Source organism: Microcoleus sp. M2_D5 (assembly GCF_036701935.1).
Lineage (GTDB): Bacteria > Cyanobacteriota > Cyanobacteriia > Cyanobacteriales > Microcoleaceae > Microcoleus.
On record NZ_JAUBRP010000023.1, the window covers coordinates 13,210 to 39,397 of the forward strand.

Below are 26,188 nucleotides of genomic sequence, written 5' to 3' on the forward strand. Positions count from 1 at the left end.
ATCGTACAGTCAAACACAGAAGTCTGAATAGACTCCGCTGATAGCTAGCTCGTCTCCAGAGTAGTTGCAAAAAAGTCCACCTTAGTTGTAGTTTGCTGAAACTCAGCAGAGCTAAAAACCCACTTGAATCAACTTAATTTACAAACTTTTTAGGGTCTGGCATCCGATATGCTAGGCCCTAAAATTTTTGAGAGTTGACAGTTGAGAAACTAATAGACCTCTTGCAAAAGTCCTTTTAATAAAATTTGGGAACGGGCATCTTGCCCGTTCCACAAAAAACATTTTTTCTTCTTGTGGAACGGGCAAGATGCCCGTCCTAGTTATTTTTGAAAGAGGTCTAATGACTGCTGACTACTGACGACTGACTAATGACTAATGACGATTTCATTTAATTTCTTCAATTCGAGCATTCAAACCGTTAGCGCTGAGCATTTCTAGCAATTCCTCAGCTTTTTCGCGTTCCCGAAAAGCACCGGCTTGCATCACCGATCGCCCGCTGGAAAAAGAGCGAAAAGCACCGGGAACGAGGGATTGCATTTTTTGCCGATCGCCCCAACTGTTGGCATCCACCACAACTCGATAGCGCAAACCCAAAGCAGACGGTCGATCGAATGAGGGCGAATTATCCGCGGCATCGGGCAAAGAATTCCCCCCTAAAGCAGCAGGTACATACCCGCCCCTTCCGATCGGAATGTTGCGGCCCGGAACCGGCAATCTACCCTCGGAAGAAACCGAACTCGAACTATCAAAATTGGGAGGAATCATTGATTGCTGTACCGAAATTTCCGAAACCGATCGATAATTCGGATCGGGCACGGGAATTGCGATCGCCCCTGGGACTACCGATGAAGCAGTGGCATTCCTCCCAGAAAGCTCTTGCTGCAACGGATCGCTTGGCGGTGTCGATCGAGTTTGCACCGGTCGCCTGGAAACGGGCGCACGTGGCGAAATTGGCGCTCTTTCAACTCTGGGACTTAGCCGGCCGGGAGTGTAAACAGGGAGAGAAGTGTCTGGGCCGCCGATGCTGGGAGGTCGATCGGCTATACGCTGCAAAGCACTTCCCCCCATTGGTGGAGGGTTAAAAGTTCCCGCCACGTCAACCGAGCCCGTCGTCCGGCTGCTCGACAATTGATTCCCGTAAGCTGGGATTACTTGACCTTTTGCCGCATTGTTCACATCGTACTGACCGTTGTTGCGAATGACATTGCCCCCCGGTTCGGCAGCAGTTCCCAAATCCGGCAGAGAGCTCGATATCGCCACAATTCCGTCCCGCCGATTACTCTCGATATAATTGTTACGCAGCACCGGTCTAGCATTAGCTTGCACCACTACGCCGTCCTTATTGCGAGTAATTTTGTTCCCAATCAGCAGAGGCGAAGCGTTCTGCGCTACATTCACCCCAAATCCCGTATTTTCAAACACGTTATCTCGAACTTCCGGCTGGGAAGTGCCAAAAATAGTAATGCCGTTAGCTCCATTTTTCGAGAAAACATTCCCGCCAATCGTCGGCCTGGAAGTACCGACTACCGAAATGCCGTCGTGAGTGCTGCCAGAAAAAGTATTGTTGACAACAGTCGGAGAACTCGATTCGATCCACAAAGCGTAACCGCGATAGTTGGTATTCGTGACAGTCACCCCGCTGAGTCCCGCCCCATCTGCGCCTAAAATCGCAATATTTTGACCCGCCGAAGTCGGACTGATAAAGTATCCTCCGCCTTTGATGACAATATTCTGACCCCGAGTGTTGGGATTTCCCTGAACTGTCACGCTGGGCCTGAGCATTAATGGAAATTTTTCGCCGGTTTGCTCGCTGTAAGTACCGGGCGCTAGCAAAATCGCTGTTTTGGGCGGGGCCACGCTCAAGGCGTAGGTAAGGGTTTTAAACGGAGCTCCATCGCTGCCGTTGCCTCCTGTGTCGCTGCCTCCGATCGAGCTCACGTACAGTATGTTAAGGTCGCTCTGGGGCGTCTGAGAAAGTAGCTGCACTCCCGGTATCCCGGCAGCGAGAACTGACGGTTGATGCTTGCAAAGGGCGGTCATCGCAAAGACGAGCAGAAGGCAAGAACTCAGACAAGATTTTTGCGATCGCTTTTCTTTGCACTCGCTATATTGAGAATTTAGGAGCATAAATAAACCCCACTGATTTGCGATCCGAGTTCCGCTTCCCGAATTCGGTGTCGGGTTTTCGCGATCGAACTTTGATTTCACCCGCCTGCTGGGGTTTTCTGCTGTTAATCTTTTGTGTTGTTCTGCTAACCTCACGGCTCTCCTCCGAAGTGTGGTATGCAGTTTAACGATTCCACTATCATCAAGTTTGATCTATTATGCTTTGTTTTCATCAAATTCAATAAAACTTAAAAATTTATTGTCGAATTTACATTGGTTTATGCCAAAATTAAGCCGCCTGCTTTGCCACAATCTTGATGGCGTGGGACAATAGCGGTTTGACTGGTAGGATTAATTATAATTAGGGTGGTTCTGAATGACCGACAAACAAAACAGAACTTTACCGGCACAGCCAGCCCTCTGCCGGATTTTAGATGCAAATTTAGATCGATCGCGCGAAGGGTTGAGAATTATTGAAGAATGGTGCAGGTTTGGTCTCAACAGCGCCGATTTAGCTGGCGAGTGCAAGCAACTGCGTCAAGAATTGGCGGCTTGGCACGTCGCAGAACTTCGCAGTGCTAGGGATACGCCGGCCGATCCGGGTACGGAGTTGACTCACCCGCAGGAAGAGCAGCGTTCGAGCATTCAGCAGCTACTGGAGGCGAATTTCTGTCGGGTGGAAGAAGCTCTGCGGGTACTCGAAGAGTACGGCAAAATTTACGATCGGAATATGGGCGCGGCTTTTAAGCAGATGCGCTATCGGGTTTATACTCTCGAAAGCGATTTGCTGGCTTACCGGCGCTACCAGCAGTTACTCCGATCGCAGTTATACCTTGTAACTTCTCCCAAATACAACTTTTTAACAATCGTGGAAGCTGCTTTGCAAGGCGGAGTAACGTTGGTGCAGTACCGCGACAAAGCCTCAGACGATGGGGTAAAGCTGGCGAATGCGCGGCTGCTTTGCGAACTTTGTCACCGCTACGATGCTTTGCTGATTGTGAACGATCGCGTGGATTTGGCGATCGCAGCCGATGCCGACGGCGTACACTTAGGACAGCAAGATTTGCCTGTAGCCGAAGCGCGCAAGTTGCTCGGCCCGGGACGCATCATCGGTTGTTCGACGACAAATGGCGAGGAAATGCAGCGAGCGGTTGATGGGGGAGCAGACTATATTGGAGTTGGGCCTGTTTACTCCACTCCTACTAAACCTGATAAACAGGCGGCAGGTTTGGACTATGTGCGGTATGCTGCTACTAAGTCGCCGATTCCCTGGTTTGCGATCGGCGGAATTGATATCAACAACCTCGATGAAGTATTGAATGCCGGAGCTCAAAGGGTTGCCATAGTACGCGCGATTATGGAAGCAGAACAGCCTACTTTAGTCACGCAGTTTTTCATCTCGCAGTTGATTCGGATGCAGAATCTAAAAGCTAAAAAAGCTTTGCAGGGAAAAACCTAGGTTGATGGGGAATTTGTAGGGCGGGTTTAGCACAGGAAATCTGTGCGTAAAATATAATTTTGTTACAAAACCCGCCCTGAAAACTGATATTTTACTTATGATAAATCAAATTGCGCTGCAAGTTAACGGAGAAACCCGCAATTGTGCGATCGACACACCGTTACCAAAATTACTAGAACAATTGGGATTAAACCCGCGCTTGGTGGCTGTGGAGTACAACGGCGAAATTCTGCACAAACAATTTTGGGAAACCACACAGATGCAAGAGGGCGACATATTAGAAGTTGTCACAATTGTCGGAGGAGGCTAGCCAATTTTTAGGAGTAAAAACAAGAGTTTTTCCTGCTTCTGTGGTTCTTCGCAAGCACCCAGAGTCCTTTCTCCGGCGAAACTAATTGCAAAAAGCTCTGCCTCCTGTAACTTTCTAATAACATAGAAAATCAGGAGGCAGAGCCTCGCTTACGCGTTCCCAGGCATAGCCTAGGAACGAGGAAGGACTTTGAGAAAAATCTTGTCCCCCCTTATTAAGGGGGGCTAGGGGGGATCTAGACTTTGAGACAAACAAAAGAGACTTAATGAACGCCGCCAAATATCGCAATTAAACTGCTGCAGGTTCAGCCACAGGTGCTGCTACAACAGGATAAATGCTGACTTTCTTGCGAGTTTTGCCTTTTCTTTCAAAAGTCACCACACCGTCAATCATGGCAAACAGAGTATCATCTCTGCCGATACCAACATTATTACCGGGGTGAACTTTAGTGCCGCGTTGGCGGATCAAAATGTTGCCAGCTTTGACAACTTGACCGCCGTACTTTTTGACACCCAGACGCTGAGAATTAGAGTCGCGTCCGTTACGTGTACTGCCTGTACCTTTCTTGTGGGCCATAATATCCTCAACTGTATTTACTATTTTTTATTCTGAATCAGTTTCGGCGATTTGAGGGGTTTCAACAACTGCTTGAGTTAAGTCTCTGGCTGCTAAGACTGTACCGTTGACGCTGATGGAGTCAATCATAAAGCGAGTTGTTTCTTGACGGTGCCCTTTTTTCTTCCGAGTTTTCTTTTTCGGCTTCATCTTGTAGACGAGGACTTTGCGGCCCCGGAAATGCCGGAGAACCGTTCCTTCTACTGTGGCATTTTCTAGTAGAGGCTGGCCGATATGAACCTCGCCTTCGTGCTGGATCAGAAATACTTTATCTATGGTGACTTTGGATTCAGCTTCAACGTGAAGCAGTTCGATGTCGTAGAAGCGGCCTGGTTCTACCCGAAATTGTTTGCCGCCGGTTTCAATGATTGCGTAAGTCATGGGATGGTTGTTGAGATTGCCGTACAGGTAGCTGATGAGTCATTGGTCGTTGGTCGTTGTGGACTTTTGACTGCTGACTGCTCTCCAGCTTTTGGAATGTCTTAACCTGATCCGAGCCGGATTTAGACAGACAATCTACCATTATTCGCGATTTTGGTATTTTTGTCAAGTTCGATCGCGCCGGAAATTTCTAATTAGGGATAAAAATAGAAGATGCTGTCATCTTTTTATCCCATTTCTCCAAAAGGTCGATCGAAGGGGATTCAAGCCGTCGCAGAACATTTGCGCGATCGCAACAATTCCAAAGCTTGCTGTTTCACCCTACCCTCCATCACCTCTTTTTGCAAATTAATAAAAGCCTCAAAATCTTCTAAACCGTACTTAGTCATCTGCAACTGCTGTCGCAACTGTTCTTCGGCCTCAACCGTTAAGTAACCTGTTGCCAACGCTTTTCGGACAATTTTACTGATTAAAGTCATAGTAGATTTACCCTGAATACACCTACGTTAAAAAACTGAAGTTTTGTCAACCGACTAACTCACCTTTTAGTTTGTTTCATAATTACCCTTAAAATAGGTTAAATCTACCTTAAGGTCTATGTAAATAAAGTTATTTTTGATACATTGATGAAATCGTAGCGATTTTAACTGTAGAGTGTTATTAAATTGGTATCTTTAGTTTTTGCCAGACCACATTATTCTTCAAATACGTTAAATCTACCTTAAGGCATATTTAAACATAGCGATTTGTGACATGGGAAATTGTATGGCTTTTAAATGTAGAGTGCGCTTAAATTGGTATCTTTAGTTTTTCTCAGACAACAGCCGCCATTCTCTCACAGCAAAAGGAGGAACCAGCAATTCTATTTCTTTTTGATTTTTCACGGGCAAACTCAACAGCAAAGGTCGATTGCTTTCCAATTGTGCAATTATTGATTTAAAATCGTATTCTCCGACATTAATCGGCAAATTCGACTCTCTCCAAATATCATTAGCCTTGCCAATTTCCCGCTTGCCCGCAGCAACTTTCAGCGGAACAGGGTGCTGCATTTCTGTTCCCGGAAATCCTACCACTCTCAGATTTAAAGACTTTACTACTCCCGACTTGACGCGCTTGTACAAAACAACTTGCCATGCTTTATCGTCTGTATCGCGCAGGCTTTGTACGGATCGGAACATTACTGTCTCAGCAGTTTCTGGATATTTGTGAATCGAGGCGAAAGCGGGCGGGCTAACCGCTAAGATTAGATACAAGCACAAGCTAATAATAGTTAAAGTTCTACGCCAACAATAATGTTTTTTCAACTTCCAATACCTCCAATAATTTACATAATATAGCAAAAAGAGCCAAAAAAACAGGTTTGTATTGAGATTATTCAGCGATGAACAATAGAAGACAAGAAGCAGGCAGGTTTTGTAGAAAGATTATTCATCAATGACCGAGTTCCGATCTAAACCTGCCCCTACATTATACCTCGGCTTGGTTTCCTGAAGTTAGGCGCTAAAGCTGGTCTTACAATCTACATAGTCTGGTTTATTTCCAATCGGTTTCAGCTTGGGATAGCACGTAAGCTGAAACATCGATAATTTGTTGTTCCGACAAACGATCTTTGTAAGCTGGCATAATACCTTTGCCGTTGGTTACTAAGTTGGAAATGTTGGCGATGGAATCCATACCGTATTTTTTTAAAGCTTTTTGTTTCAAGTTTTTGCCGCGCCTGATAATGTTGCCGCCGTTGATGTGACAGCCTGCACAGTTGGCGCTGAATACTTCGGCTGCGGTTGCGGGATTTGTAGGTGTATCTGCGATCGCCATTTGGGAATTAGTGGCGACTTCTACAAAGGCCAGTGTCAGTATCAATAGAGAGGCGGTGAAGATTTTTTTTAAGTTATTTAGGGAAATCATTTATTTGCAATTTGAAAAATAGTGCTGGATTTAATGATATAACTAAATACGGTTTTTTGGGTTGACTCAGCGATTTATTCTTCCCAATCGAATGTGCGGGAAACTGCTTTTTTCCAAAAGCGATATTTTTGCTCGCGAAGCGCGATCGGCATTTTCGGTTCCCAAGTACAATCCACCGCCCAATTGTCCCGCAATTCGGCTACCTGACTCCAAAAACCCACCGCCAAACCTGCCGCATAAGCGACACCGAGTGCAGTAGTTTCTGCTACCACAGGCCGCACCACTGGCACTCCCAAAACATCGCTCTGAAACTGCATCAGCGTGTGATTTCCCGCCATACCTCCGTCTACTTTTAAAGACAAAAGCTGCACTGCTGAATCCTGATTCATAGCGTCCAATATTTCTCGCGTTTGCCACGCTGTAGCTTCCAATACTGCGCGGGCAATGTGTGCCTTAGTCACGTAGCGAGTTAAACCTGCAATTACTCCCCGCGCGCTGTCTTTCCAATAGGGCGCGTAGAGTCCAGAAAAGGCCGGGACAACGTAAACTCCTGCGCTATCTTCAACTGTATTTGCTAATGTTTCTACTTCCGCAGATGTGTTGATGATGCCCAAATTGTCCCGCAGCCACTGCACTAATGCTCCGGCGATCGCAATACTGCCTTCCAAAGCATATACAGCGGGCGATTCCCCCATCTTGTAGGCGACTGTTGTCAGCAATCCTTGCTTTGAACGGACGATCGCCTCACCGGTATTCAGCAGCATAAAACAGCCCGTACCGTAAGTATTTTTAGCCTCCCCCGGACTGAAACAAGTTTGCCCGACAAGGGCGGCTTGCTGATCGCCCAAAGCAGCAGCAATCGGAACACCATCTAACAATCCTTTTGCAGTTCCAAAAACTTGACTCGAAGGGCGAATTTCTGGCAGCATCTGGCGGGGAATTGCCATTATTTCCAAAGTTTCGGCATCCCAATCGAGGGTTTGCAAATCCATCAGCATCGTGCGGCTGGCGTTGGTAACATCGGTAATGTGCGCGCCGCCAGTCAGGTGCCAAATCAGAAAAGTATCGACATTGCCAAAAATCGCATCCCCTCGATCTGCCGCTTCCCGCAATCCTGAAATATTGTCCAACATCCACTTAATTTTCGGCCCGCTGAAATAAGTTGCCAGCGGCAAACCGCATCGTTTTTGAAATCGATCTTTGCCCTCAACTTCAGCTAATTGTTCGCAAATTTGGTGAGTGCGGGTATCTTGCCAAACTATCGCATTGCCGTAAGGTTTGCCAGTTTTTCTATCCCAAACAATTGTTGTTTCGCGCTGGTTGGTAATACCGAGAGCAGCAATATCTTTGGGGTCGATATTGCCGATTTCGAGGGCATTTTTAATCACGCTTTGGGTGCGCTGCCAAATTTCTTCGGGATTGTGTTCCACCCATCCCGGTTGCGGATAGATTTGCTGGTGTTCTTGTTGGTTGCTGCAAATTATCTGTCCCCGGCGATCGAATACGATAAATCGGGTGCTGCTTGTTCCTTGGTCGATCGCTGCTACGTATTTTTTTGCCACTTGTCTAAAATATTTTTAATAATGAGGTCTTTAACGTATATGATACTATATCTAGAAGTCAAATTAATGTCAAAAAATTTAGCTTACGGAATTCCCCAAGTTGAAACTGGTAGATTTACTCAGACTCGATCGCACAATTAAGGTTATTGGCTTTGACGACGCTCCGTTTTCTCGGACAAGCGGCAGTCTGGTGTCGATCGCGGGCGTAGTCTGCGGGGGTACTCGATTTGAAGGAATGGTGTGGGGACAAGTCCTGCCAGACGGATTAGATGCCACGGATGCTATTTCTGGGCTACTCCTCGGAGGCAAATTTCTGCCGCAATTGCATCTGGTTTTGCTAGACGGAATTGCTTTCGGCGGCTTCAATATTATTGACCTGCCCGAGTTAGCTTCGCGGCTGCAAATTCCTTGCGTTGCTGTCATGCGCCGCCAACCAGATTTAGCTGCGGTTGAAAAAGCCCTCGGCCATTTACCCGACTCGGAATACCGTTTAGAGTTGTTGCGCCGCGCTGGTAAAATTTACGCTTTTGAACCTTTCTTTTTTCAAGTTTGCGGCGAAAAACCAGAAGTAATTGCGCTGGTGCTTCAGCGTTTGACAGACACTGGTAAGGTTCCTGAAGCTTTGCGTTTGGCTCATTTGATTGGTGCGGCGGTAATTAATGGAGTTAGCGGCAGTTCTGCTTGAATTATTATTAAGAACGGGCAAGATGCCCGTTCCACAAAGATGAAATTTTCTGGTGGGACGGGCCGGATATCCTGTTAAGAACGGGCAAGATGCCCGTTCCACAAAGAGGAGATTTTCTTGTGGGGTGGGCCGGAGAGTCCGCCCATGAAAGACTTATTGACAATTGTGCAATATATTAGTTGATACTGGCTTAATTACACAATTTCGCCGTCTAATTCACCGAATTCAATTTTAGTTCCCAACGCCAAAGTTAAGGTACTTTCAGGTTCTACCATTTTTATATCCCCTTGAATGTCTGTAGCCCACCAAGCGCGATCGCACAAATTGGTCAATCCTAACGAAAGCTCGTTTCTCGATCGCGAAGTGACTATAGCTACAAGCCCGTTAGATGCTGCGGCTGTTAAACTCGGTATGTCAGAGGTGAATAGTTGAGTTCCGGCACTCAGAGGAATAACTCGACTTCCTAATTTCAGGGAAATTTGACCGCTGGTAAAAGAATCTGCTGCGAATTTTTGTGATATAATACTAGGCGGAACCGGAGCAGAAGTTGCAGCGGGCCAGTCAGAGTTTCCTACTGTAATTGTACAGTTGCCGATTCTCTTTTGGTCGCCCGATCGCAAATAACTCACCGCCCCGCTATCGAGATTCTCGCAAACAATTTGACCGGCTTCCAATTCAAACCGCATAGCCAAGGGCGAAACATTAGGAATGCAGATAATAGACAAATTTTCATCACTGCCAAAAGTTATCGGTTCCGAACCCAGAGTGAGAGTGCGATTTGCTCCGGTATCGTAACTAATTACCAGCCAAGCTTTGTTGAACAAAGTTTCAGCTACAACCAACATGATTCCAATCCAAAAACCGATCGCAGCACAGCCAGCTAAACGGCCCGCCGTACCGGATAGATTGTAAGCAAACAGAATAAACAAACAGCCGCCCAAAACTCCTCCAACACCGCCGCCTCCCGTGCCGCGAAGCGCTCCCAAATTAGGAATCCGCTGTGCCAGTCCCAGTCCTAACAAACTACCAGCTATTCCCCAGCAAATTACTCGCAACAATTCGTTGTTTCCGTCGCCAATTCCGCTGTAAATACCTTCGGCGATCGCCCCAGAAACTGCTCCTGCTATTAAACCAAACAATCCGCCATTTTTTAAAGACTGTTTAATTTGAGGCTTGCCTTTGATATAGTAATAATAGCCGAACATAATAGCAGTAGCAATGCCACCGCCTACCAGCCCAAACCAGCGAGCTGTGGACAATACACTCTCAAAAAAAGATTCCGAACCAGTGAGTCCCTGCATGAAAGGTTCGGTGATTAGATTGCCGGCGAAACCGCCGACTGCACCGCTAATGCCAAACTGCAAAGCTTTTTTAAGGGCTGATAGATTTCTTTTCACGGCGCACCAGATTAAAAGTGAGAGTCAAATCTAGCTACAAGCTCGAAAGTTAGGATTTCCGATAATTTTATATCTGGCATCGCGATCGAGAACAGGCAAGATGCCTGTTCCACAAACACAAAGAGTGAGTTTTATTGTGGGGAGTACGGGTTGGGCAGGAAACATTGGTGTCAAATTAAGCTTTTAGTCCGCCAGTCCTCCCCCTCACCCGGCAGTCCGCCAGGGAATGAATTCCCCCTCTTATAGCGAAAGTCCTCGCTCAAGAGGACTGAATCATTCATTAGTCCTCTTGAGCGAGGACTTTCGCTTTGAGGCAGGGGTTTCAACCCCTGACGGACTATCGGTTTTACCTTAAGTTGACACGCCTTGGGCAAGAGATCCCGCCCGTCCTAGACTTATTGAGAATGCTGCAAGATGTGAGACGATCGCACCTCTCCCCGCCTGTCTCCCGCCTGTCTCCCGCCTGTCTCCCCCCATCTCCCTCTGAGGGAAAAGTCTTTGAACCCCGCGCGATCGCCCGTCACAATTCCCGCTTAAGGCTCCATCGCCTGTAACCATTGCTGCCAGATAATTTTAGCAATTTTTTAACTGTGAAATTTTAACGGAGAAGACCCAAGCGAGGGCCCAAATATGAAAAGGAATGTTACAAACTATTACAGTAACACTCAGAATGTGAACATAATGCCTCAAAATACTTGCGAGAGGTAGTTGTGTCAGAGAAGCAATATTCTTACTAACTGCCCGACAGTCACTCGATCGCCACTTAGTGGCCTGCTGCAATCTAAATCAAAAATTAAAGATCGCATCAGTCATTTGTGGTATTCTAAGCGACAGGCTTAGTGCGGGCACTCACAAGCGCACCGGCGTGAAGAACGAGCGCCGTCAAACATCGAAGGTCGTTTCCCGCCCACAACTTTAACAGTTGCTGGCTGTGGAAAGTCCGGCTTTCCCTGTCAAAGCTCCTGCCTGAGCATGAAAGGTACGGGATGCAAGCGCCCGCCGTCGCTCGCTCAGCGCGGAGCAGTTCGCAATTGCAAAATATCCAGCGGGTACACACAAGATGAGTATCGTCACCAAATCAATCGTCAACGCAGACGCCGAAGCTCGCTACTTGAGCCCAGGTGAATTAGATCGGATCAAGAGCTTTGTCACCTCTGGTGAACGCCGCGTCCGCATCGCCCAAATTTTGAGCGAATCCCGCGAACGCATCGTCAAGCAAGCAGGCGACCAACTTTTCCAAAAGCGCCCTGATGTTGTTTCTCCCGGCGGCAACGCTTACGGCGAAGAAATGACCGCAACTTGCTTGCGCGACATGGACTACTACCTGCGTTTGATCACCTACGGAATCGTAGCTGGCGACATTACTCCGATCGAAGAAATCGGTATCGTCGGCGTCCGCGAAATGTACAAATCTCTCGGCACCCCGATTGAAGCCGTCGCCGAAGGCGTTCGCGCTATGAAAAGTGCAGCAAGTTCGCTGCTGTCTGGAGAAGATGCTTCCGAAGCTTCCTCTTACTTCGACTACGTTATCGGTGCGATGCAGTAAGGAATTTCGATTTTAGGTTTTCGATTTTAGATTGAAAAAAAAAGGCCTTACTGCTAACAAGCTAAAAGCTTTTGCAGATCGAGGGCCACTTAAAAATCTCAAATCCAAAATCCCAAATTCCAAATTCTAGCTCCAAAATTGGACTGACTCAGCCACTTTCAAGGAAACAAGACAACCATGCAAGACGCAATTACCGCCGTTATCAATTCCTCTGACGTTCAAGGTAAGTACCTCGACATCAGCGCTCTAGACAAGCTCAAGAACTACTTCGCTTCTGGCGAACTGCGCGTCCGTGCAGCTACCTCCATCAGCGCCAATGCAGCCACAATCGTCAAAGAAGCAGTTGCTAAGTCTCTGTTGTACTCTGATGTAACTCGTCCCGGCGGCAATATGTACACCACTCGTCGTTATGCAGCTTGCATCCGCGACTTGGACTACTACCTCCGCTACGCCACCTACGCCATGCTAGCTGGCGACCCTTCCATCCTCGACGAGCGCGTGCTCAACGGTTTGAAAGAAACCTACAACTCCTTGGGCGTGCCCATCGGTTCTACCGTACAAGCAATCCAAGCAATGAAAGAAGTCACCGCCGGTTTGGTCGGTTCTGACGCTGGTAAAGAAATGGGCGTCTATTTCGACTACATCTGCTCTGGCTTGAGCTAAGACTCAGGAAGAAGGAAGAAGGAAGAAGGAAGTTCGGCAACGGATTCTGTAACGGATGTAACGGATGTAACGGATGTAACAGATTTCAGTCCGATGGAAGTCGGAAGAAGGAAGAAGATTTATTTCTTGCCTCTTTTAACTTTTAACTTTGGACTTTTTACCTTTGACTTTGAAAAGAGGTCAGGGAAGTTGAGAGTGATTGCTAGACCGTCAAAGGCTTGTCGAGAAAGCCCGACGAGTTTTAACGAGCTAGTTTTGACTCCTAACTCCCTGCCTTCAATCTTTAAAAAATCCATCTAATAATCTGTAAACCTACTCAGGAGTTAGTTTCCCATGAGAATGTTTAAGGTGACTGCTTGCGTCCCCAGTCAAACTCGCATCCGCACTCAGCGCGAATTGCAAAATACCTATTTTACTAAGCTCGTTCCTTACGACAACTGGTTCCGGGAACAGCAAAGAATTATGAAAATGGGCGGCAGAATTATTAAAGTGCAACTGGCTACCGGTAAGCCTGGAGCTAATACGGGCCTGCTTTAAGAGTCAAAGCTGGATTAGTAGAGGGGTAAGAGGTCGCGATGACCTCTTTTTTGTTTGTTACAGTTATAGCAGAAGGAAGAATGTCCGGCGTTGTTAATCTAATGATTGACAAATATTTCAATAAGCAGAAAGTATCACTGCGATTATGGCTAACAAAACAGCAAGCATTTGCGGTAATGTAATAGCCTCTTTCAAAAATAAAGACGATAATAATATAGTAATGAGCGGATAGATAGACGTAACACTCACGACATTGGCAACTTCACCTTTGCCAAGGGCTATAAAAAATACTAATGACGCCACAGTGCCGCAAACGCCAACTAACATGGCAAACAAAATTCCCCTAACATCTCCCTCAAAACTAAAATTATTAGTTTGGATAATAATAAATAAAGTAGTTAAAATAGCGCCAATTGCTTCATAAACAAAAGCAGTTTTGTAGTCAATATATTTAGTCGCTAAATTGCCAAAAAATCCCCACAAACCATATAATAGCGAACAGATTAATGCGTAAATTAACCAATCTGGTACTTTAGCCATCTTTGTTAGAGTTTATTGAGATCATTCTAAAATCCTATGGCTAATGACATTCGACGCTTGATTCCATTTTTTGACCCCAGCGCGTCTCAATGGGCCGCTGAGGCCCGGTGGCTGAGGTGGCTGACTTTTCTGTGGCTGTTTGTCGGGCTGACAGCATTGTTTTCGGCTTCCTATCCCATTGCAAATTATGAATTTGGAGACGGCCTTTATTATTTTAAACGACAGCTCATCGCAGTGGCGATCGGGCTGGCCGGCTTTAACTTGATAGTGTACTCCCCACTGCGCTACATCATGAAAACATCTCAGTTAGGCGTTTTATTGCTGCTGGGATTACTGTGGCTGACCTTGGTTCCGGGGGTGGGAACCACAATCAACGGGGCGACTCGCTGGATATCTCTGGGCCCGGTGCCGATTATTCAACCTTCTGAGTTGATCAAGCCGTTTTTCGTTCTCCAAAGCGCCCGCATTTTCGGCAACTGGCCCCGGTTGACGAATAAAGTTCGCTTGACTTGGCTGTTAATTTTCGGTGCAATGCTGTTGGGAATTTTGTTGCAGCCGAATTTGAGCACCACGGCTTTGTGCGGGATGACTTTGTGGTTGGTGGCTTTGGCGGCGGGCTTGCCTTACTTGCAGTTGGGCGCAACGGCTGTGGGGGGAATGCTTTTAGCGGTTTTAAGTATTAGTTTGAGGGAATATCAGCGCCGCCGGATTATGTCTTTCCTCAATCCTTGGGCCGATCCGATGCAAGACGGCTATCAGTTGATTCAAAGTCTGCTGGCTGTTGGTTCTGGGGGCATTTGGGGTGTGGGTTTGGGGATGTCGCAGCAAAAGTTATTTTATTTGCCGATTCAGTACAGCGATTTTATTTTTGCTGTGTTTGCTGAGGAGTTTGGCTTGGTGGGAGGTTTCTCGCTGTTGCTGATGTTGGCGGCTTACTCGACTGTGGCTTTGAGGGTAGCGATGAAGGCTCGAAATATTGAGTCTCAGTTGGTGGCGATTGGGGTGATGGTGGTGATGGTGGGACAGTCGCTGCTGAATATTGGGGTGGCGACGGGGGTTTTGCCGACTACGGGTTTGCCACTGCCGTTTTTTAGTTACGGGGGTTCTTCGATGTTGGCGAGTTTGTTGTTGTCGGGGTTGCTGATTCGGGTGGCGAGGGAGAGTTCTGAGGCTGATGTGGTTTCTTTAAACGGCCTCCGTGGAAAGCCGAAGTTGCGATCGAACAACGGCACTGCACAAACCGAATAATTTGTCAAGTTATTTTTGTGACGCGCGGGTCGCTAGAAACCGGGTTTTTTCACCAAAATATTTGCCTAAAACCTTAAATCTAGGTGAAAAACCCGGTTTCTTTACCTTTTGGTGGGGTATCATTCCGGGCGATCGGCTATTTGCGCCCGTCACCTTTATTGGGCGGTTCTTCTTGTTGTTCTTGAGGTTTAGCTGCGATCTGAGTTAATTCTTTTTTGTCGGGTTGCGGTGTTTCTTGAGTTGAGTTAGCCATTGAGTTTAGTCCTAAATAGATGCACCGCTTAATTATATCTTTTCCAACTGCAAACGTATGGCTGTAGATAGGGAGAGGAGGAGCCAAACAAACAATTCTCATGCACAGAGATTTGATAGCTAATACTGGAAGACTTTATGTAGATGCAAAAAAGTGGAAAGGCAAATTGCTGTCGGTTCTACACAGCTTGAGGGTTGCAGCCAAACAAATCCGACGTGGACGCAAAAACATCTTTGTTAAGTATTAAATGCCGATCGCCATCTCGACTGATTAACCCCTGCTGCTGCAATTTTCCCAGCATTCGAGTTACTGTTACCCGCGTCGTGCAAATCGCATTAGCAATATCTTGATGTGTCAAGCGGATATTCAAACGAGTTCCCTCAACCACAGGCTGACCGAAATCTTGTTGCAATAATATCAGTAGCTGATACAAACGGTCATCTACTCGTCGCTGTCCGGCGATCGCTAAAATTGCTTCCATTTGTCGCAGCCGCCTTACCATTTGAGGCAGCAACTCGTGAGCTAATTGAGGAGAAGCTTCGATTTCCACCATAGAATACCAGATCAAATAAATATCTGATGTCGCCGTAGCTCGGTAAGTCTGCAAGCTTGTCAACCACAAACCGAAGCACATCGAAGGCCCAACCCAACCCAAAAGTCCTTCTTCCCCGTTTGGATAAAGCGTGCTCAGTTGCGCTAGACCTTGACAGACTCGCCAAAGGCCTTGCGACATCATAGGAATGGTTTCGCCCTTGGCATAAAAATGCAAGTTTCGACTCGCTCCTGTGTTATGCTGGATTTCCGCTAAAAGTGCTTTGGATGTTGGTGGCATATCCTTTATTTCCAGCTAAAAAACATTTGTCTGAAACCTACGCCCCTGACTCTAGCAGGCCAAGGTAAAGGTTAGGTAATCGTATGGTTAGCGCCAAGATAAGCTTTAGTAATTAGCTGTTAGTCATGAGTTGAGGACTTACGCACTGGTAGCCAGAAACCGGGTTTTTTAGCTTAAATACACGGCTTAAAACCCTCAAATTCGGTTAAAAAACCCGGTTTATTTGTGCGCGAATGCGTCCAGGACTATAGTTGTTAGTCATTAATTGTGAGTTGTTATAATAGCAATTATCCAAAGTTTTGCAACAATGAGTATGGGTTTGTTTGCTGAAATGTTGTGTAAGGTGCGTCGCTCAAAAATTGTGGATATTATTTAAGATTTTTGCTGGCGACGCACCCTACAGATACTGCTGTATGAATTTTGATAAAAAGTATAACATGACAGAGGGTACGCTGGCTTTTGAAAAATAAATACACTCGTTATTCTGGGTTTTTCAAATAAATATTTATGTTCAAAAATCAATCAAACTATTTGTTAATAAATAGTCGGTTAATGCAGGCTTTACAGAAAACAGAGGCGAGTTCTGAAGTTCGATCGCACGGATAGGCCCGCCGAGTCAACTGCTGCTCTCTGCTGCCACAACCTTCAAGAACTTATAAAATAGTTCAAGAAGGTATCAAAAGACAAAGTAAGGTTTTTCATGGCCGATCAATTAATTCGCGCTACAGCCGCAGAAGGCGGAATTCGCGCTGTAGGCGTCATTTCCACCCGCCTCACCGAAGAAGCAAGACAGCGGCACAAGCTCTCCTACGTGGCTACAGCCGCCCTCGGCCGCACGATGTCGGCGGGGCTGTTACTCGCCTCCAGCATGAAGCGGCCCGAATCGAGAGTCAACATTCGCATCAAAGGAGATGGGCCGCTGGGCGGGCTTCTGATTGATGCGGGACTCGATGGAACGGTTCGAGGTTATGTGGACAATCCCGGAGTGGAACTGCCGCCCAATGCTAAAGGCAAACTCGATGTCGGCGGGGCAATAGGTGACGGTTATTTGTACGTGGTGCGGGACGTTGGATACGGCTTCCCTTATTCAAGTACGGTGGAATTGGTTTCCGGCGAAATTGGCGACGATCTGACTCACTATTTGGCAACCTCGGAGCAAACGCCTTCGGCTCTGGTTTTGGGGGTGTTTGTGGGGGCGGGCGGGGTAGAAGCGTCTGGGGGTGTGCTGTTGCAGGTTCTGCCGAAGGCGGCAACGGACGAAAAATTGGTGCAAACTTTAGAATCTAGAGTTGCTCAATTGTCGGGCTTTACACCGCTTCTGCGATCGGGCAAAACGCTGCACCAGATTCTCGAAGAGTTACTGGGAGATATGGGCCTGGAAATTTTCCCGGAAACTCAGATGGTGCGCTTTGACTGCGGCTGTTCGTTCGATCGAGTTTTGGGAGCTTTGAAAATGTTGGGCGAAGCCGAACTCCAAGACATGATTGAAAAAGATGGGGGGGCTGAGGCTACGTGCCATTTCTGCAACGAGGTTTACCAAGCTAATAGCGACCAACTTGCGGAACTGATCGGCGATTTGCGATCGAACTCCGGTTCTTGAGACGATAATGTGTAATTGGCTCTATTGAGTGCGAGTTAGGGATGGCGGCCTTGACCAATTGCCAATTACGCATTATCAATTACCTAATCACAAAATTTTGATTTTGGCGGTTTGGCGATCGGCTCTTGCAGTCTGGGGCCGACGGGAGTATGTAAAAGTGATGAATACATTTTATAGAGCAGTTGATAGCAGCGCTCGCAGTTTTTAAATAACTAACGCTGGCTGGTTGCTGTTTGTGGTGAGGATATGAGTCAAGATCGCAAAATACCAGGCCGTTGGTCTGCATCAGAATCCTTGGAGTCAACAAAGGATACTTCGTCGCTGGTGCGCTTACCAGCAAGGAAAAACCGGGCTGAACGACTTAAAGAGCTCCGAGAGTTGGTTACTTCGGGAAAACTGCCGGGAGGGCATCTGGAACTACCGCCGAATTTGTCTGGGGAAAACTCGCAGCCGCTGGGGGAACAAAATCTGTTTTGGCGAAACTGGTCGAATAAGTGGCAGTTTTGGCTGGCGCTGAGTTTGATGCTATCGGTGGGTATGGGGTTTGTGGCAATTGCGTCTTTGCTCAACCTCACCTCGCAGTCGAATTGCTCAAAGATTTTTTGGCCGACGGCTTCTGCTAACGATCGCTTTTTTTGTGCTCAAGAAGCAGCAAGCAAGCGGACGGCGGATGATTTGCTCAGGGCGATCGAATTAGTGAATGCTTTGCCACAAAACCATCCGCTGCGGCCGAGAATTAACACTCAAATCGATCGGTGGTCGGAGGATATTATTAGGCTGGGAAATGCTAGTTTCCAAGAAGGAAAGCTGGATGAGGCGATTGCGCTCGCTCGTAAGGTTCCTAAAAACGTTCCCGCTTACCCGAAGATGGAAAAGCAGATTGAAAAGTGGCAGTCGATATGGAGCGATGCAGAGAAAATTTACCGCAAGGCTGAAGACCACTTGCGTCAGGAAGAGTGGCCGCTGGCTTTCAGCCAAGCTACTCTGCTTTTGGATTTGGGAAATACTTTCTGGGAATCGGCTAAGTACGAGGAATTGACTAAGCTAATTCAGACGACTCGGGCGGAGGGCAATAAGTTGCTAAAAGCCCGGAATACAGCCTCCGAGGGAGGTCTCGACAATCTGGTGACGGGGATTAAGCTGGCTCAGGGAATTGGTCAAAACAGTTATTTGTATCAAGCTGCCAAGGCGGCGATCGCGGAATTTAGCAAGAAAATTCTGGAGATCGCCCAAAAACGCTTGCAGGCTGGGGATTGGCAGGAGGCGATGGCGATCGCTAACAAGATTCCAGAGTCGGCAAATTTAAGGGAACAAGTACAAGATTTTAACGAGTTGGCGAATGCTACTTCTCAGGCTTTGACTGGATCTGTTGAGGGTTTCTCCAAGGCGATCGAGATTGCTCAAAAGTTGAACTCCGGCCGCCCTTTATACAAACAAGCTCAAGATTTAGTCGGCCGCTGGCAGCAAGAAATGGCTGATGTGAAAGTTTTGGATATGGCAAGCAGGCTGGCGGCGCCTGGTGGGGTAAATGATTTGAGGGCTGCGATCGGGCAATTGCAAACAGTCCCGGAATCAAATCCCCGCGCTTCGGAAGCTCGCAGTCAAATTAGCCGCTTGAGCCGTCAAATCGAGCTGCTCGAAGACAGTCCGTATTTGCAAAGAGCGAACGATTTGGCGAGTACGGGCGATCCGAATGCTCTGGAGGCCGCCGTTGCTCAAGCTTCTCGGATCGGTAGGGGTAGGGCGCTTTACGTGGAAGCTCAAGCCAAAATTCAAGCTTGGATCGAGAGGAGACAGCGGCTTGTTGACCAACCGTTTTTGGATAGAGCTCAGCAGCTAGCGGCGGGCGGCAATTTGGCAGGGGCAATTGAGATGGCGCGCCGGATTCGATCGGGACGGGTGCTTTATGAGGAAGCTCGATCGAACATTCGGAGTTGGGAGGCTCAATTTCAGGGCGAGCAAAATTTGCAGAACGCCCGTCAGACGGCCCGATCCGGGACTGCTGACGCTTTGCAAACGGCTATTGCGCTGGCCCTTCAGGTGCCGGAGTCGAGTTCGCTCCGGTGGCAGGCGAGTGAGGCGATTGATGAGTGGAGCCAGCGGATTTTGGCGCTTGGTGTGGAACAGTCGTCGTCGGATCTGGCGGGGGCGATCGCGACTTTGAAGAAAATTCCGTCGGGGACTCGGGCTTTTGAGCAAGCTCGATCGCAAATCAAAGTTTGGGAGGAGTCGCTGAATCCTCCCGATGCTGAATCTCCCGATGCTGAATCTCCCCCTCCCGAACCGCCGGAAATTGAGCCTCCCACCAGCTCTGGCAATCGTTAGGTTAACTGGTTTGCCCGACATTGGGCGGGGGTTTAAAGTCTGAGAATGATGGTTGATTTGAGTTAAAACTCAAATCAACCATCATTCTCAATCAACTTTTAGGGGTGGGTTTACAAATCATACTCACATTGCCAAGAGATTAAATAAAGCCACCCCCACCACGCGATAAAACTCAGAGAATCTCTCTTTAACGAACCGCGAAGACCCGTTAGGCGAAGCCGCGCGTAAGCGCTAGAGCGCGAAGGAAGAAGAGGAAGACAAAGAGTTCACAATTAATACGAGGCTTGCTATAGCAGTTTTCTATTGGGTGAGGTACATCTTAGCAATTACCTTTTTCCCAACGATCAATTACCAATTACCTGTAATTTTAGATCGATCAAACATCCGCTGGATTGAGGTGCATCATTGCCCAAGTGGTGTAAGTGCCGATCGGACTCCAAAGTATGTAAGGCAGCAATAACAGGGCGGCAGGCTCGGAAACTGGCAACACAGTTAAAGCTAGGATTACGCTTAAAATAGCGCCCGTTCCGCCGATTATTGTGCCGACTTTTAGGCTCCTAACTTTGCACATAACCGAGGTATAAGACATAGTTACTATTTCTAAAAGCAGGTACAAACCCATTCTCAGCCAAGTCTCCTGAGTTCCCGGTTCTTTTTCCCAAACAATCACTGCTGACCAAGCTGCACAAATAAAAATTACTGTCCAAATTAGGGGAATTGCTTTTTCAAATACTAGCCATCTCGGACGCTGCAAGCGGTTGAACCACTGGATGTCGCTGGGCGGGATGAAGTTAGCTGCTAGTGCTACTATTAAGGCGACGCCTCCAATTACCATCCAGGATTTAATCATTTTTTTACCTTGGGCAAGTTTGACAGGTTCAATTCTGCAGACATTATCTCTAATTTTGGCGATCGCGCCATCTGTCCTCAGTTATATTAGGTTGGGCTGATTCGCGAAACCAACATCAGTTCAAAAGTTATTTAGGCTTCAGGAAAACCTCTATTTATTCTCTTCAATTCCCCTTAATAATATAAAAAATGTGACCGAAAGCATCCAGGAGCAAACCCCCCGGATTCATTTTTTCGGAGACTCAGTACCCAGAAATAAAGAACCTGTATCAGATGAAACTTGCCCCCCAATTTATCGGTGGGGTCAATGCCTCAATTCTAAAATCTAAAATCTAAAATCTAAAATCGCGCAATCGATTGACTCTTGCTCCCTCCCCTTGACAAGGGGAGGGTTCAGGTGGGCTTTTCAGTAAATTTGACCAGTAAATTTGACCAGTAAATTTGACAAAAAGTCTATTAGTCTTTCAAGAATATCTGCGGCTAGCCTAGTCGGTGATGCTGTTCTAATTCTAAACTAGAGTCGTCATCTTTTTTGGGAACCAAAAGCGTATTTTCGCTGCTCGGTTGCAGCACGGCTTTAATCACTTGGAGAAAACGGTTAGGCTTTTTGGTTTGACCGTTGAGAGTGCGGCGGTCTTGCACTTTTTTAGAAAGATGCCTCATCACAGATAAATCGAGTTCATCTATGAAATGGTCTGCTATACGTTCTCCCATTAAATCAATAGCTTCAGCATACTGATCTTTTAGCGTTTCTATGGCATCGTATGCTTCGTCAGCAACTTGACTTGCTACTGTTTTATTTTGGTCGCCCGGTGTCTGGGAATGGGTGCGGCGCCGGTCTAAAAGGCTTTGGTAATCCGCAATGCTCATTCCCAAATTGTAGAGATGGTGGTGAGCGTGATCCATCAAATCTACTTCACTCGGATAGAAGAAACCGCGAGTGCTGTTGATGCCGTGCAGTTTTGCCCAACGCCGCAGAGTTGTCTCATCTTGCAGTTGGTATCGCTCCAACATTTGAGCTGTGTTCAGCTCTACTTCTGGCGTAACTTTGAAATCGCTCATCGGTAAATCCTCGCTGGTGAGTAAATAAATAAAATTGAAACTTAGAATCTGTGATTTGCGTACAGTTTGAAAATGACGATCGATCCTTTGACGGCATTCACGGAAGTCTTGCGGGCATTTGCTAGCCGTCGATCGTGCGATCGAGTCAGAGGATTTCAGGGTAGCGTACTTTTGGGCTTTGTCTCGATCGCATCCAGGAGCAAGCACACAGGGTTAATAATATAGCGGATTTAAGGTTTCAACAACCGTTAAAAATAGTAAAGTTTAATTCTTAGGGTTGAATTATTAGTAATGTTGAGCTATAATATTCTCAATAACCGTGCAATTAGTAATTTTAGTAGTTGCAAACGAGATTCTTAGTATGCCTGTATACGATTATTTGTGTCCCGAAAACAACCAGCAGTTAGAAGTTTGGCACAGCATGAACCTGGAAGTTTCGACTTGGGGCCAACTGTGCGAGTTGGCCAAGTGCGAACCCGGGGAGACTCCCGCAGATGCGCCGGTACGCCGACTGCTGAGCGCTCCGAGGTTGATGAAGCCTACATCCGACACCGATTATAAAAGTTCTGGTTTTAGCAAGTACGTGAAGCGGGATGAAGGGGTTTACGAAAATGTCACGGCTAAGGATGGTGAAAGCCGTATTGTCAATCGAGATGGTAAGCCGATTAAAGACTGAACTCGGTAATTGGTAATTGGTAATTATTCCTAATGACTACTGACTAATGACTACTAATATTATTTAGGAATGACAATTAAATAACTTCCACAAGTTTGTGGGATGGGCCTAAGAGCCCGTCCACTCATGACGGGCTCTTAGGCCCATCCCACAATAACAATTAAAATTATAAGTTATTTAATTCGCGATCCTTACCAAACCAATCATTCATTTTTTCTTTGGCTTGTTCTTTAGTATCAGCATTAATGTATACTGAAACAGTAGCTATTGCCGCCAGCAATACTCCCAAATCGTCGGTAAATCCGATACCTGCTAATATATCGGGAATGGCATCAACAGGAGATATAAAATAGGTCAAAGCTGCAACTATAACTCCTTTTGCCCAAGCAGGCACGTTTGGGTTCAGAGCCGCATAGTAGAAAATTAAAGCTTTTTCAACTACATCTCTTCCTGCGGTTAAAGCAAAGTTTTTAAGCTTAACCCAAAAACTTTCATCTGAATAGTTGATTTTGGGGTGGCTGAGGTGTGTTGTAGTTCCTTTCCGGTCAATTAAATCGAGAGGGATGCCATTACTTTTAAGCTGAGAAACAGCAGAATTGAAAGATGCTGAAACCAGATTTTTATTGGGCGTAGCCTCCCGTATTTGTTTCATGTCTGCGATGAATTCCTGCATGGCTTGGATTTGCAAGTCGGAAACCGCCAGCATTTTTTTTGCGGATTGGATAGCCTCGCTTTCTGCAGGATGCAGCGTCTTATTTACGCCAGCAATGTTAATTAAAAAATACATGACTCCCAAACGCAGCGGTTCTTCTGACTCGCTGAGTGGTTGCAAACAGTCGCCCAGTGATGGGGGACTGGCTGTGTAGGATTGGATTTGAGTTTTTGCAGAGTCAGAAAATTTGTCTAAATTTATGGTTTTAAACAACAAATCTAGTTCGTCAATATCAACGGAACCATCGGCGGCTGCGATCGCAAACAAAGAACCATAAAAAGCTAAAAGTTCGCTTTCTGAGGAAGTGGCAAAAATATCTCTCTCGGACACGATGCTACTGGGATTGATAACGATGCTTTGCATATTACCACAAAACTCAGCGCGCCATGATTTCAGAAACCGGCAATAATTTTAGAGAGGATGACACAATGGAGAATTTTTTATGAAAGTTGCGATCGTCGGCTGCGGTTATGTGGGTACTGCGACAGCCAAACATTTACGCGGCCAATCTGATTGTATCGTGACGGCGACAACTACGACGGCGAGCCGAGTAGTTGAATTGGAAGGTGTCGCGCAGCGGGTAGCCGTGCTCAAAGGAAATGACAAAGATGCAATGACGGCTGTACTGCAAGAACAAGATGCTGTTATGCTGTGCGTCGGTGCCCGAAATCCTCATACTTATCGGGAAAGTTATTTAGATACTGCGACAACTTTAGTATCGGTTTTACAGCAAATACCGACAGTAAAGCAGGTTATTTATACGGGTACTTATTCTGTGTATGGCGATCGCCAAGGTGAGTTGGTAAATGAAGAATCACCCGTCGCGCCGGCTAATCCCAACGGTGAAATTCTCGCCGAAACCGAACGGATTTTATTAGCAGCATCTAGTCCCAATCTTCAAGTCTGCATTCTCCGTTTGGGAGGAATTTATGGGCCGGGGCGAGAATTAGTTAAAATCTTTGGAGGCTGGGCTGGGAGCACTCGTCCCGGTAGGGGGGAAGATGCTACTAATTGGGTGCATCGAGATGATATTGTTGGGGGGTTAACCTTTGCTTTGGAAAATCGATTGCAGGGAATTTACAATTTAGTGGGGGATGTGTCGCTATCCAGTGGTGAATTGCTCGATCGCATTTTTGAAACTCACAATCTGCCTCAAGTTTCTTGGGATGGAAGTCCTAGCGTGCGGCCTTATAATGCGAGGGTGTCGAATCAAAAGATTAAGGCGGCTGGTTATCAGTTTGTTCATCCTGAGATTAGGGAATTTTAGTTGGGCTAATCTTTTTTTTACCGCAGATGTAGGCGGATAGACGCTGATGAACGCGGATGAAGAAAGAGCGATATTGATAGATTTAGGTTTTTTATTCATCTGCGTTCATCCGTGTTCACCTGCCTACATCTGCGGTTCACAAAAGCCACTTCAATCACTAATTAACTTATCCCATAATCCCTGCAAAAAAGTCGATCGTCTCTTTCAAAGCTTTCACAAACACATCAATCTCCTCGCGAGTATTGTAAAAATACAAACTCGCTCTGGCAGTAGATGAAATGTTCAAATAGCGGTGCAAAGCTTGCGTGCAGTGATGCCCGGAACGAATCGCGACTCCCTCCTGATCTAACATGGTAGACAAGTCTTGAGGGTGAATTTCTCCGGCTGTAAATGCCGCCAAAGCAGCCCTACCTTCGCCGTTGCTGTCTGGCTGTGGTCCGTAAATTTTGATTTCTGGAATTTGCCGCAATTGTTGGAACATATAAGCATTCAATTCTGCTTCGCAAGCGTGAATCTTATCCATGCCAATGTTACTAAGATAATCGATTGCTGCACCAAGGGCGATCGCCTCGCCGATTGCAGGCGTCCCCGCCTCAAATTTGTGCGGCAAATCGGCATAGGTGGAATAATCGAGAAACACGTCAGCAATCATCTCGCCGCCGCCGAAAAACGGAGGCATTTCTCTCAGCAAGTCCAGTTTACCGTACAGAAAACCGATACCAGTCGGAGCGCACATTTTGTGACCGGAAGCAACCAGCCAATCGCAATCTATTGCTTGCACGTCTACCATCATGTGAGGCACGCTTTGGCAAGCATCAATTAAAACTTTCGCGCCGAAATTGTGGGCAATTTCGCAGATTTCTTTGACGGGACTGATGCAGCCTAAAGTATTAGAAACGTGAACGGTTGACACCAACTTAGTTTTATGGGAAATCAGCGTTTTAAACTGTTCCAAATCAAACTCGTTAGTTTCCGTTAACTCGACAAACTTCAGCACGGCCCCGGTTCTTTGAGCAATCATTTGCCAGGGAACGAGATTGCTGTGGTGTTCCATTACCGACAGGATAATTTCATCTCCGGCTTGCAGATTGCTCAAGCCCCAAGAATAAGCAACCAAATTAATCGCTTCGGTGGCGTTGCGAGTGTAAACAATTTCTTGCCGCGACGCCGCATTTACAAACGCAGCAACTTTATCTCTAGCAGATTCGTAAGCATCAGTCGCTTTGGCGCTGAGAGTGTGAGCGCCGCGGTGTACGTTTGCATTGTATTGTTCGTAGTAATCGCGCCAAGCGTTGAGCACAGCTAGGGGTTTTTGAGAAGTAGCTGCATTGTCTAAATAAATTAGCGGTTTACCGTTAACTTTCTCATTCAATATTGGGAAGTCGCCGCGAACTTTTGATGCAAGTGTTTTTTCTTGAATAAGTGTCATAAATTTCAGAAGTTAGTATTGTTGTGGAACAGGCTTCTAGCCTGTTGCTAATTCTGGGCGGGCTAGAAGCCCACCCCACCAGAACATTGATGTTTGTGGAACAGGCTTCTAGCCTGTTGCTGATTCTGGGCGGGCTAGAAGCCCACCCCACAAGAACATTGATGTTTGTGGAACAGGCTTCTAGCCTGTTGCTGATTCTGGGCGGGCTAGAAGCCCACCCCACAAGAAC

General features: G+C 46.8%; 28 protein-coding genes. 12 read left to right on the plus strand and 16 right to left on the minus strand.

Annotated features, from left to right (window positions below; translation table 11 throughout):
- Nucleotides 1–384: 384 nt before the first annotated feature.
- Nucleotides 385–2,262, minus strand: a complete 1,878-nt coding sequence (locus QUA50_RS12230; RefSeq protein WP_333264629.1) for a DUF1565 domain-containing protein — start codon at nucleotides 2,260–2,262, stop codon at nucleotides 385–387.
- Nucleotides 2,263–2,482: 220 nt separating this feature from the next.
- Between QUA50_RS12230 and QUA50_RS12235 the strand changes: the two genes are divergently transcribed.
- Together QUA50_RS12235 and thiS are read left to right on the plus strand one after the other, a co-directional pair.
- Nucleotides 2,483–3,565 (plus strand): thiamine phosphate synthase, encoded by a 1,083-nt coding sequence (locus QUA50_RS12235; protein WP_333264628.1) that lies wholly within the window; start codon nucleotides 2,483–2,485, stop codon nucleotides 3,563–3,565.
- 97 nt (nucleotides 3,566–3,662) lie between these two features.
- Entirely contained in the window at nucleotides 3,663–3,875 is a 213-nt protein-coding gene (thiS, locus tag QUA50_RS12240) for a sulfur carrier protein ThiS (RefSeq protein ID WP_015176890.1), read from the plus strand.
- 288 nt (nucleotides 3,876–4,163) lie between these two features.
- Here the strand turns inward: thiS and rpmA are convergent, their stop codons facing one another.
- The 6 genes from rpmA to glpK all read right to left on the minus strand — a co-directional run bounded on the left by rpmA (nucleotide 4,164) and on the right by glpK (nucleotide 8,338).
- Nucleotides 4,164–4,451, minus strand: coding sequence for a 50S ribosomal protein L27 (gene rpmA, locus QUA50_RS12245; protein ID WP_333264627.1), 288 nt, complete (start codon nucleotides 4,449–4,451; stop codon nucleotides 4,164–4,166).
- Between the two features lie 27 nt (nucleotides 4,452–4,478).
- Complete coding sequence (rplU, locus tag QUA50_RS12250; protein WP_333264626.1) at nucleotides 4,479–4,871, minus strand: 50S ribosomal protein L21; 393 nt, start codon at nucleotides 4,869–4,871, stop codon at nucleotides 4,479–4,481.
- 263 nt (nucleotides 4,872–5,134) lie between these two features.
- Nucleotides 5,135–5,350 (minus strand): hypothetical protein, encoded by a 216-nt coding sequence (locus tag QUA50_RS12255; RefSeq protein WP_015176895.1) that lies wholly within the window; start codon nucleotides 5,348–5,350, stop codon nucleotides 5,135–5,137.
- Between the two features lie 324 nt (nucleotides 5,351–5,674).
- Entirely contained in the window at nucleotides 5,675–6,211 is a 537-nt protein-coding gene (locus tag QUA50_RS12260; RefSeq protein WP_333299375.1) for a DUF3122 domain-containing protein, read from the minus strand.
- Nucleotides 6,212–6,404: 193 nt separating this feature from the next.
- Nucleotides 6,405–6,776, minus strand: coding sequence for a c-type cytochrome (locus QUA50_RS12265; protein WP_333264625.1), 372 nt, complete (start codon nucleotides 6,774–6,776; stop codon nucleotides 6,405–6,407).
- 74 nt (nucleotides 6,777–6,850) lie between these two features.
- The gene (gene glpK / locus QUA50_RS12270; protein WP_333264624.1) at nucleotides 6,851–8,338 is read right to left on the minus strand and encodes a glycerol kinase GlpK; all 1,488 of its coding nucleotides are present in this window, start codon (nucleotides 8,336–8,338) and stop codon (nucleotides 6,851–6,853) included.
- A 100-nt stretch (nucleotides 8,339–8,438) separates the two neighbouring features.
- Here glpK and QUA50_RS12275 point away from each other — a divergent pair, with 100 nt between their 5' ends.
- Entirely contained in the window at nucleotides 8,439–9,023 is a 585-nt protein-coding gene (locus tag QUA50_RS12275) for an endonuclease dU (RefSeq protein ID WP_333264623.1), read from the plus strand.
- A gap of 194 nt (nucleotides 9,024–9,217) precedes the next feature.
- Here the strand turns inward: QUA50_RS12275 and QUA50_RS12280 are convergent, their stop codons facing one another.
- From QUA50_RS12280 to QUA50_RS12290, 3 genes are all read right to left on the minus strand, one after another.
- Entirely contained in the window at nucleotides 9,218–10,420 is a 1,203-nt protein-coding gene (locus QUA50_RS12280; protein ID WP_333264622.1) for an FHA domain-containing protein, read from the minus strand.
- Between the two features lie 30 nt (nucleotides 10,421–10,450).
- The gene (locus tag QUA50_RS12285) at nucleotides 10,451–10,585 is read right to left on the minus strand and encodes a hypothetical protein (protein ID WP_333298701.1); all 135 of its coding nucleotides are present in this window, start codon (nucleotides 10,583–10,585) and stop codon (nucleotides 10,451–10,453) included.
- 230 nt (nucleotides 10,586–10,815) lie between these two features.
- A complete protein-coding gene (locus QUA50_RS12290; protein WP_333299468.1) occupies nucleotides 10,816–10,944 on the minus strand; it encodes a hypothetical protein in 129 nt (42 codons plus the stop codon).
- A 536-nt stretch (nucleotides 10,945–11,480) separates the two neighbouring features.
- Here QUA50_RS12290 and apcA point away from each other — a divergent pair.
- The 3 genes from apcA (at nucleotide 11,481) to QUA50_RS12305 (ending at nucleotide 13,166) form a co-directional block, all read left to right on the plus strand.
- On the plus strand, nucleotides 11,481–11,966 hold the full coding sequence (gene apcA / locus QUA50_RS12295) for an allophycocyanin subunit alpha (protein ID WP_333264621.1): 486 nt from the start codon (nucleotides 11,481–11,483) through the stop codon (nucleotides 11,964–11,966).
- Between the two features lie 177 nt (nucleotides 11,967–12,143).
- Nucleotides 12,144–12,629 carry an allophycocyanin subunit beta gene (gene apcB, locus QUA50_RS12300; protein ID WP_015176902.1) on the plus strand — a complete coding sequence of 162 codons (486 nt, stop codon included), beginning with the start codon at nucleotides 12,144–12,146 and terminating at the stop codon, nucleotides 12,627–12,629.
- A 333-nt stretch (nucleotides 12,630–12,962) separates the two neighbouring features.
- A complete protein-coding gene (locus QUA50_RS12305; protein WP_006634929.1) occupies nucleotides 12,963–13,166 on the plus strand; it encodes a phycobilisome linker polypeptide in 204 nt (67 codons plus the stop codon).
- 117 nt (nucleotides 13,167–13,283) lie between these two features.
- On the opposite strand, the gene QUA50_RS12310 is transcribed toward QUA50_RS12305, so the two are convergent.
- A complete protein-coding gene (locus tag QUA50_RS12310; protein WP_333176798.1) occupies nucleotides 13,284–13,706 on the minus strand; it encodes an EamA family transporter in 423 nt (140 codons plus the stop codon).
- A 36-nt stretch (nucleotides 13,707–13,742) separates the two neighbouring features.
- Between QUA50_RS12310 and QUA50_RS12315 the strand changes: the two genes are divergently transcribed.
- Nucleotides 13,743–14,954 (plus strand): FtsW/RodA/SpoVE family cell cycle protein, encoded by a 1,212-nt coding sequence (locus QUA50_RS12315; RefSeq protein WP_333264620.1) that lies wholly within the window; start codon nucleotides 13,743–13,745, stop codon nucleotides 14,952–14,954.
- A gap of 431 nt (nucleotides 14,955–15,385) precedes the next feature.
- Here the strand turns inward: QUA50_RS12315 and QUA50_RS12320 are convergent, their stop codons facing one another.
- Nucleotides 15,386–16,039, minus strand: coding sequence for a Crp/Fnr family transcriptional regulator (locus QUA50_RS12320; protein WP_333264619.1), 654 nt, complete (start codon nucleotides 16,037–16,039; stop codon nucleotides 15,386–15,388).
- Between the two features lie 700 nt (nucleotides 16,040–16,739).
- Between QUA50_RS12320 and hslO the strand changes: the two genes are divergently transcribed.
- Nucleotides 16,740–17,639, plus strand: a complete 900-nt coding sequence (gene hslO / locus QUA50_RS12325) for an Hsp33 family molecular chaperone HslO (RefSeq protein ID WP_333264618.1) — start codon at nucleotides 16,740–16,742, stop codon at nucleotides 17,637–17,639.
- A 246-nt stretch (nucleotides 17,640–17,885) separates the two neighbouring features.
- Nucleotides 17,886–19,964, plus strand: coding sequence for a hypothetical protein (locus tag QUA50_RS12330; RefSeq protein ID WP_333264617.1), 2,079 nt, complete (start codon nucleotides 17,886–17,888; stop codon nucleotides 19,962–19,964).
- Between the two features lie 376 nt (nucleotides 19,965–20,340).
- Here QUA50_RS12330 and QUA50_RS12335 read toward each other — a convergent pair whose 3' ends face one another.
- Complete coding sequence (locus QUA50_RS12335; RefSeq protein ID WP_333122773.1) at nucleotides 20,341–20,814, minus strand: TspO/MBR family protein; 474 nt, start codon at nucleotides 20,812–20,814, stop codon at nucleotides 20,341–20,343.
- A gap of 479 nt (nucleotides 20,815–21,293) precedes the next feature.
- On the minus strand, nucleotides 21,294–22,082 hold the full coding sequence (locus QUA50_RS12340; protein ID WP_333264616.1) for a hypothetical protein: 789 nt from the start codon (nucleotides 22,080–22,082) through the stop codon (nucleotides 21,294–21,296).
- Nucleotides 22,083–22,236: 154 nt separating this feature from the next.
- Here QUA50_RS12340 and QUA50_RS12345 point away from each other — a divergent pair, with 154 nt between their 5' ends.
- Nucleotides 22,237–22,551, plus strand: coding sequence for a zinc ribbon domain-containing protein (locus QUA50_RS12345; protein WP_333264615.1), 315 nt, complete (start codon nucleotides 22,237–22,239; stop codon nucleotides 22,549–22,551).
- 166 nt (nucleotides 22,552–22,717) lie between these two features.
- Here QUA50_RS12345 and QUA50_RS12350 read toward each other — a convergent pair whose 3' ends face one another.
- Nucleotides 22,718–23,626 carry a DUF1232 domain-containing protein gene (locus QUA50_RS12350; RefSeq protein ID WP_333264614.1) on the minus strand — a complete coding sequence of 303 codons (909 nt, stop codon included), beginning with the start codon at nucleotides 23,624–23,626 and terminating at the stop codon, nucleotides 22,718–22,720.
- A gap of 79 nt (nucleotides 23,627–23,705) precedes the next feature.
- Here QUA50_RS12350 and QUA50_RS12355 point away from each other — a divergent pair, with 79 nt between their 5' ends.
- The gene (locus QUA50_RS12355) at nucleotides 23,706–24,530 is read left to right on the plus strand and encodes an SDR family oxidoreductase (RefSeq protein WP_333264613.1); all 825 of its coding nucleotides are present in this window, start codon (nucleotides 23,706–23,708) and stop codon (nucleotides 24,528–24,530) included.
- Nucleotides 24,531–24,696: 166 nt separating this feature from the next.
- Here the strand turns inward: QUA50_RS12355 and QUA50_RS12360 are convergent, their stop codons facing one another.
- The gene (locus QUA50_RS12360) at nucleotides 24,697–25,959 is read right to left on the minus strand and encodes a SufS family cysteine desulfurase (protein WP_333264612.1); all 1,263 of its coding nucleotides are present in this window, start codon (nucleotides 25,957–25,959) and stop codon (nucleotides 24,697–24,699) included.
- A gap of 23 nt (nucleotides 25,960–25,982) precedes the next feature.
- On the opposite strand from QUA50_RS12360, the gene QUA50_RS12365 reads away from it, so the two are divergent.
- The coding region (locus QUA50_RS12365; protein ID WP_333398222.1) for a hypothetical protein at nucleotides 25,983–26,188 on the plus strand (206 nt) is incomplete at its 3' end.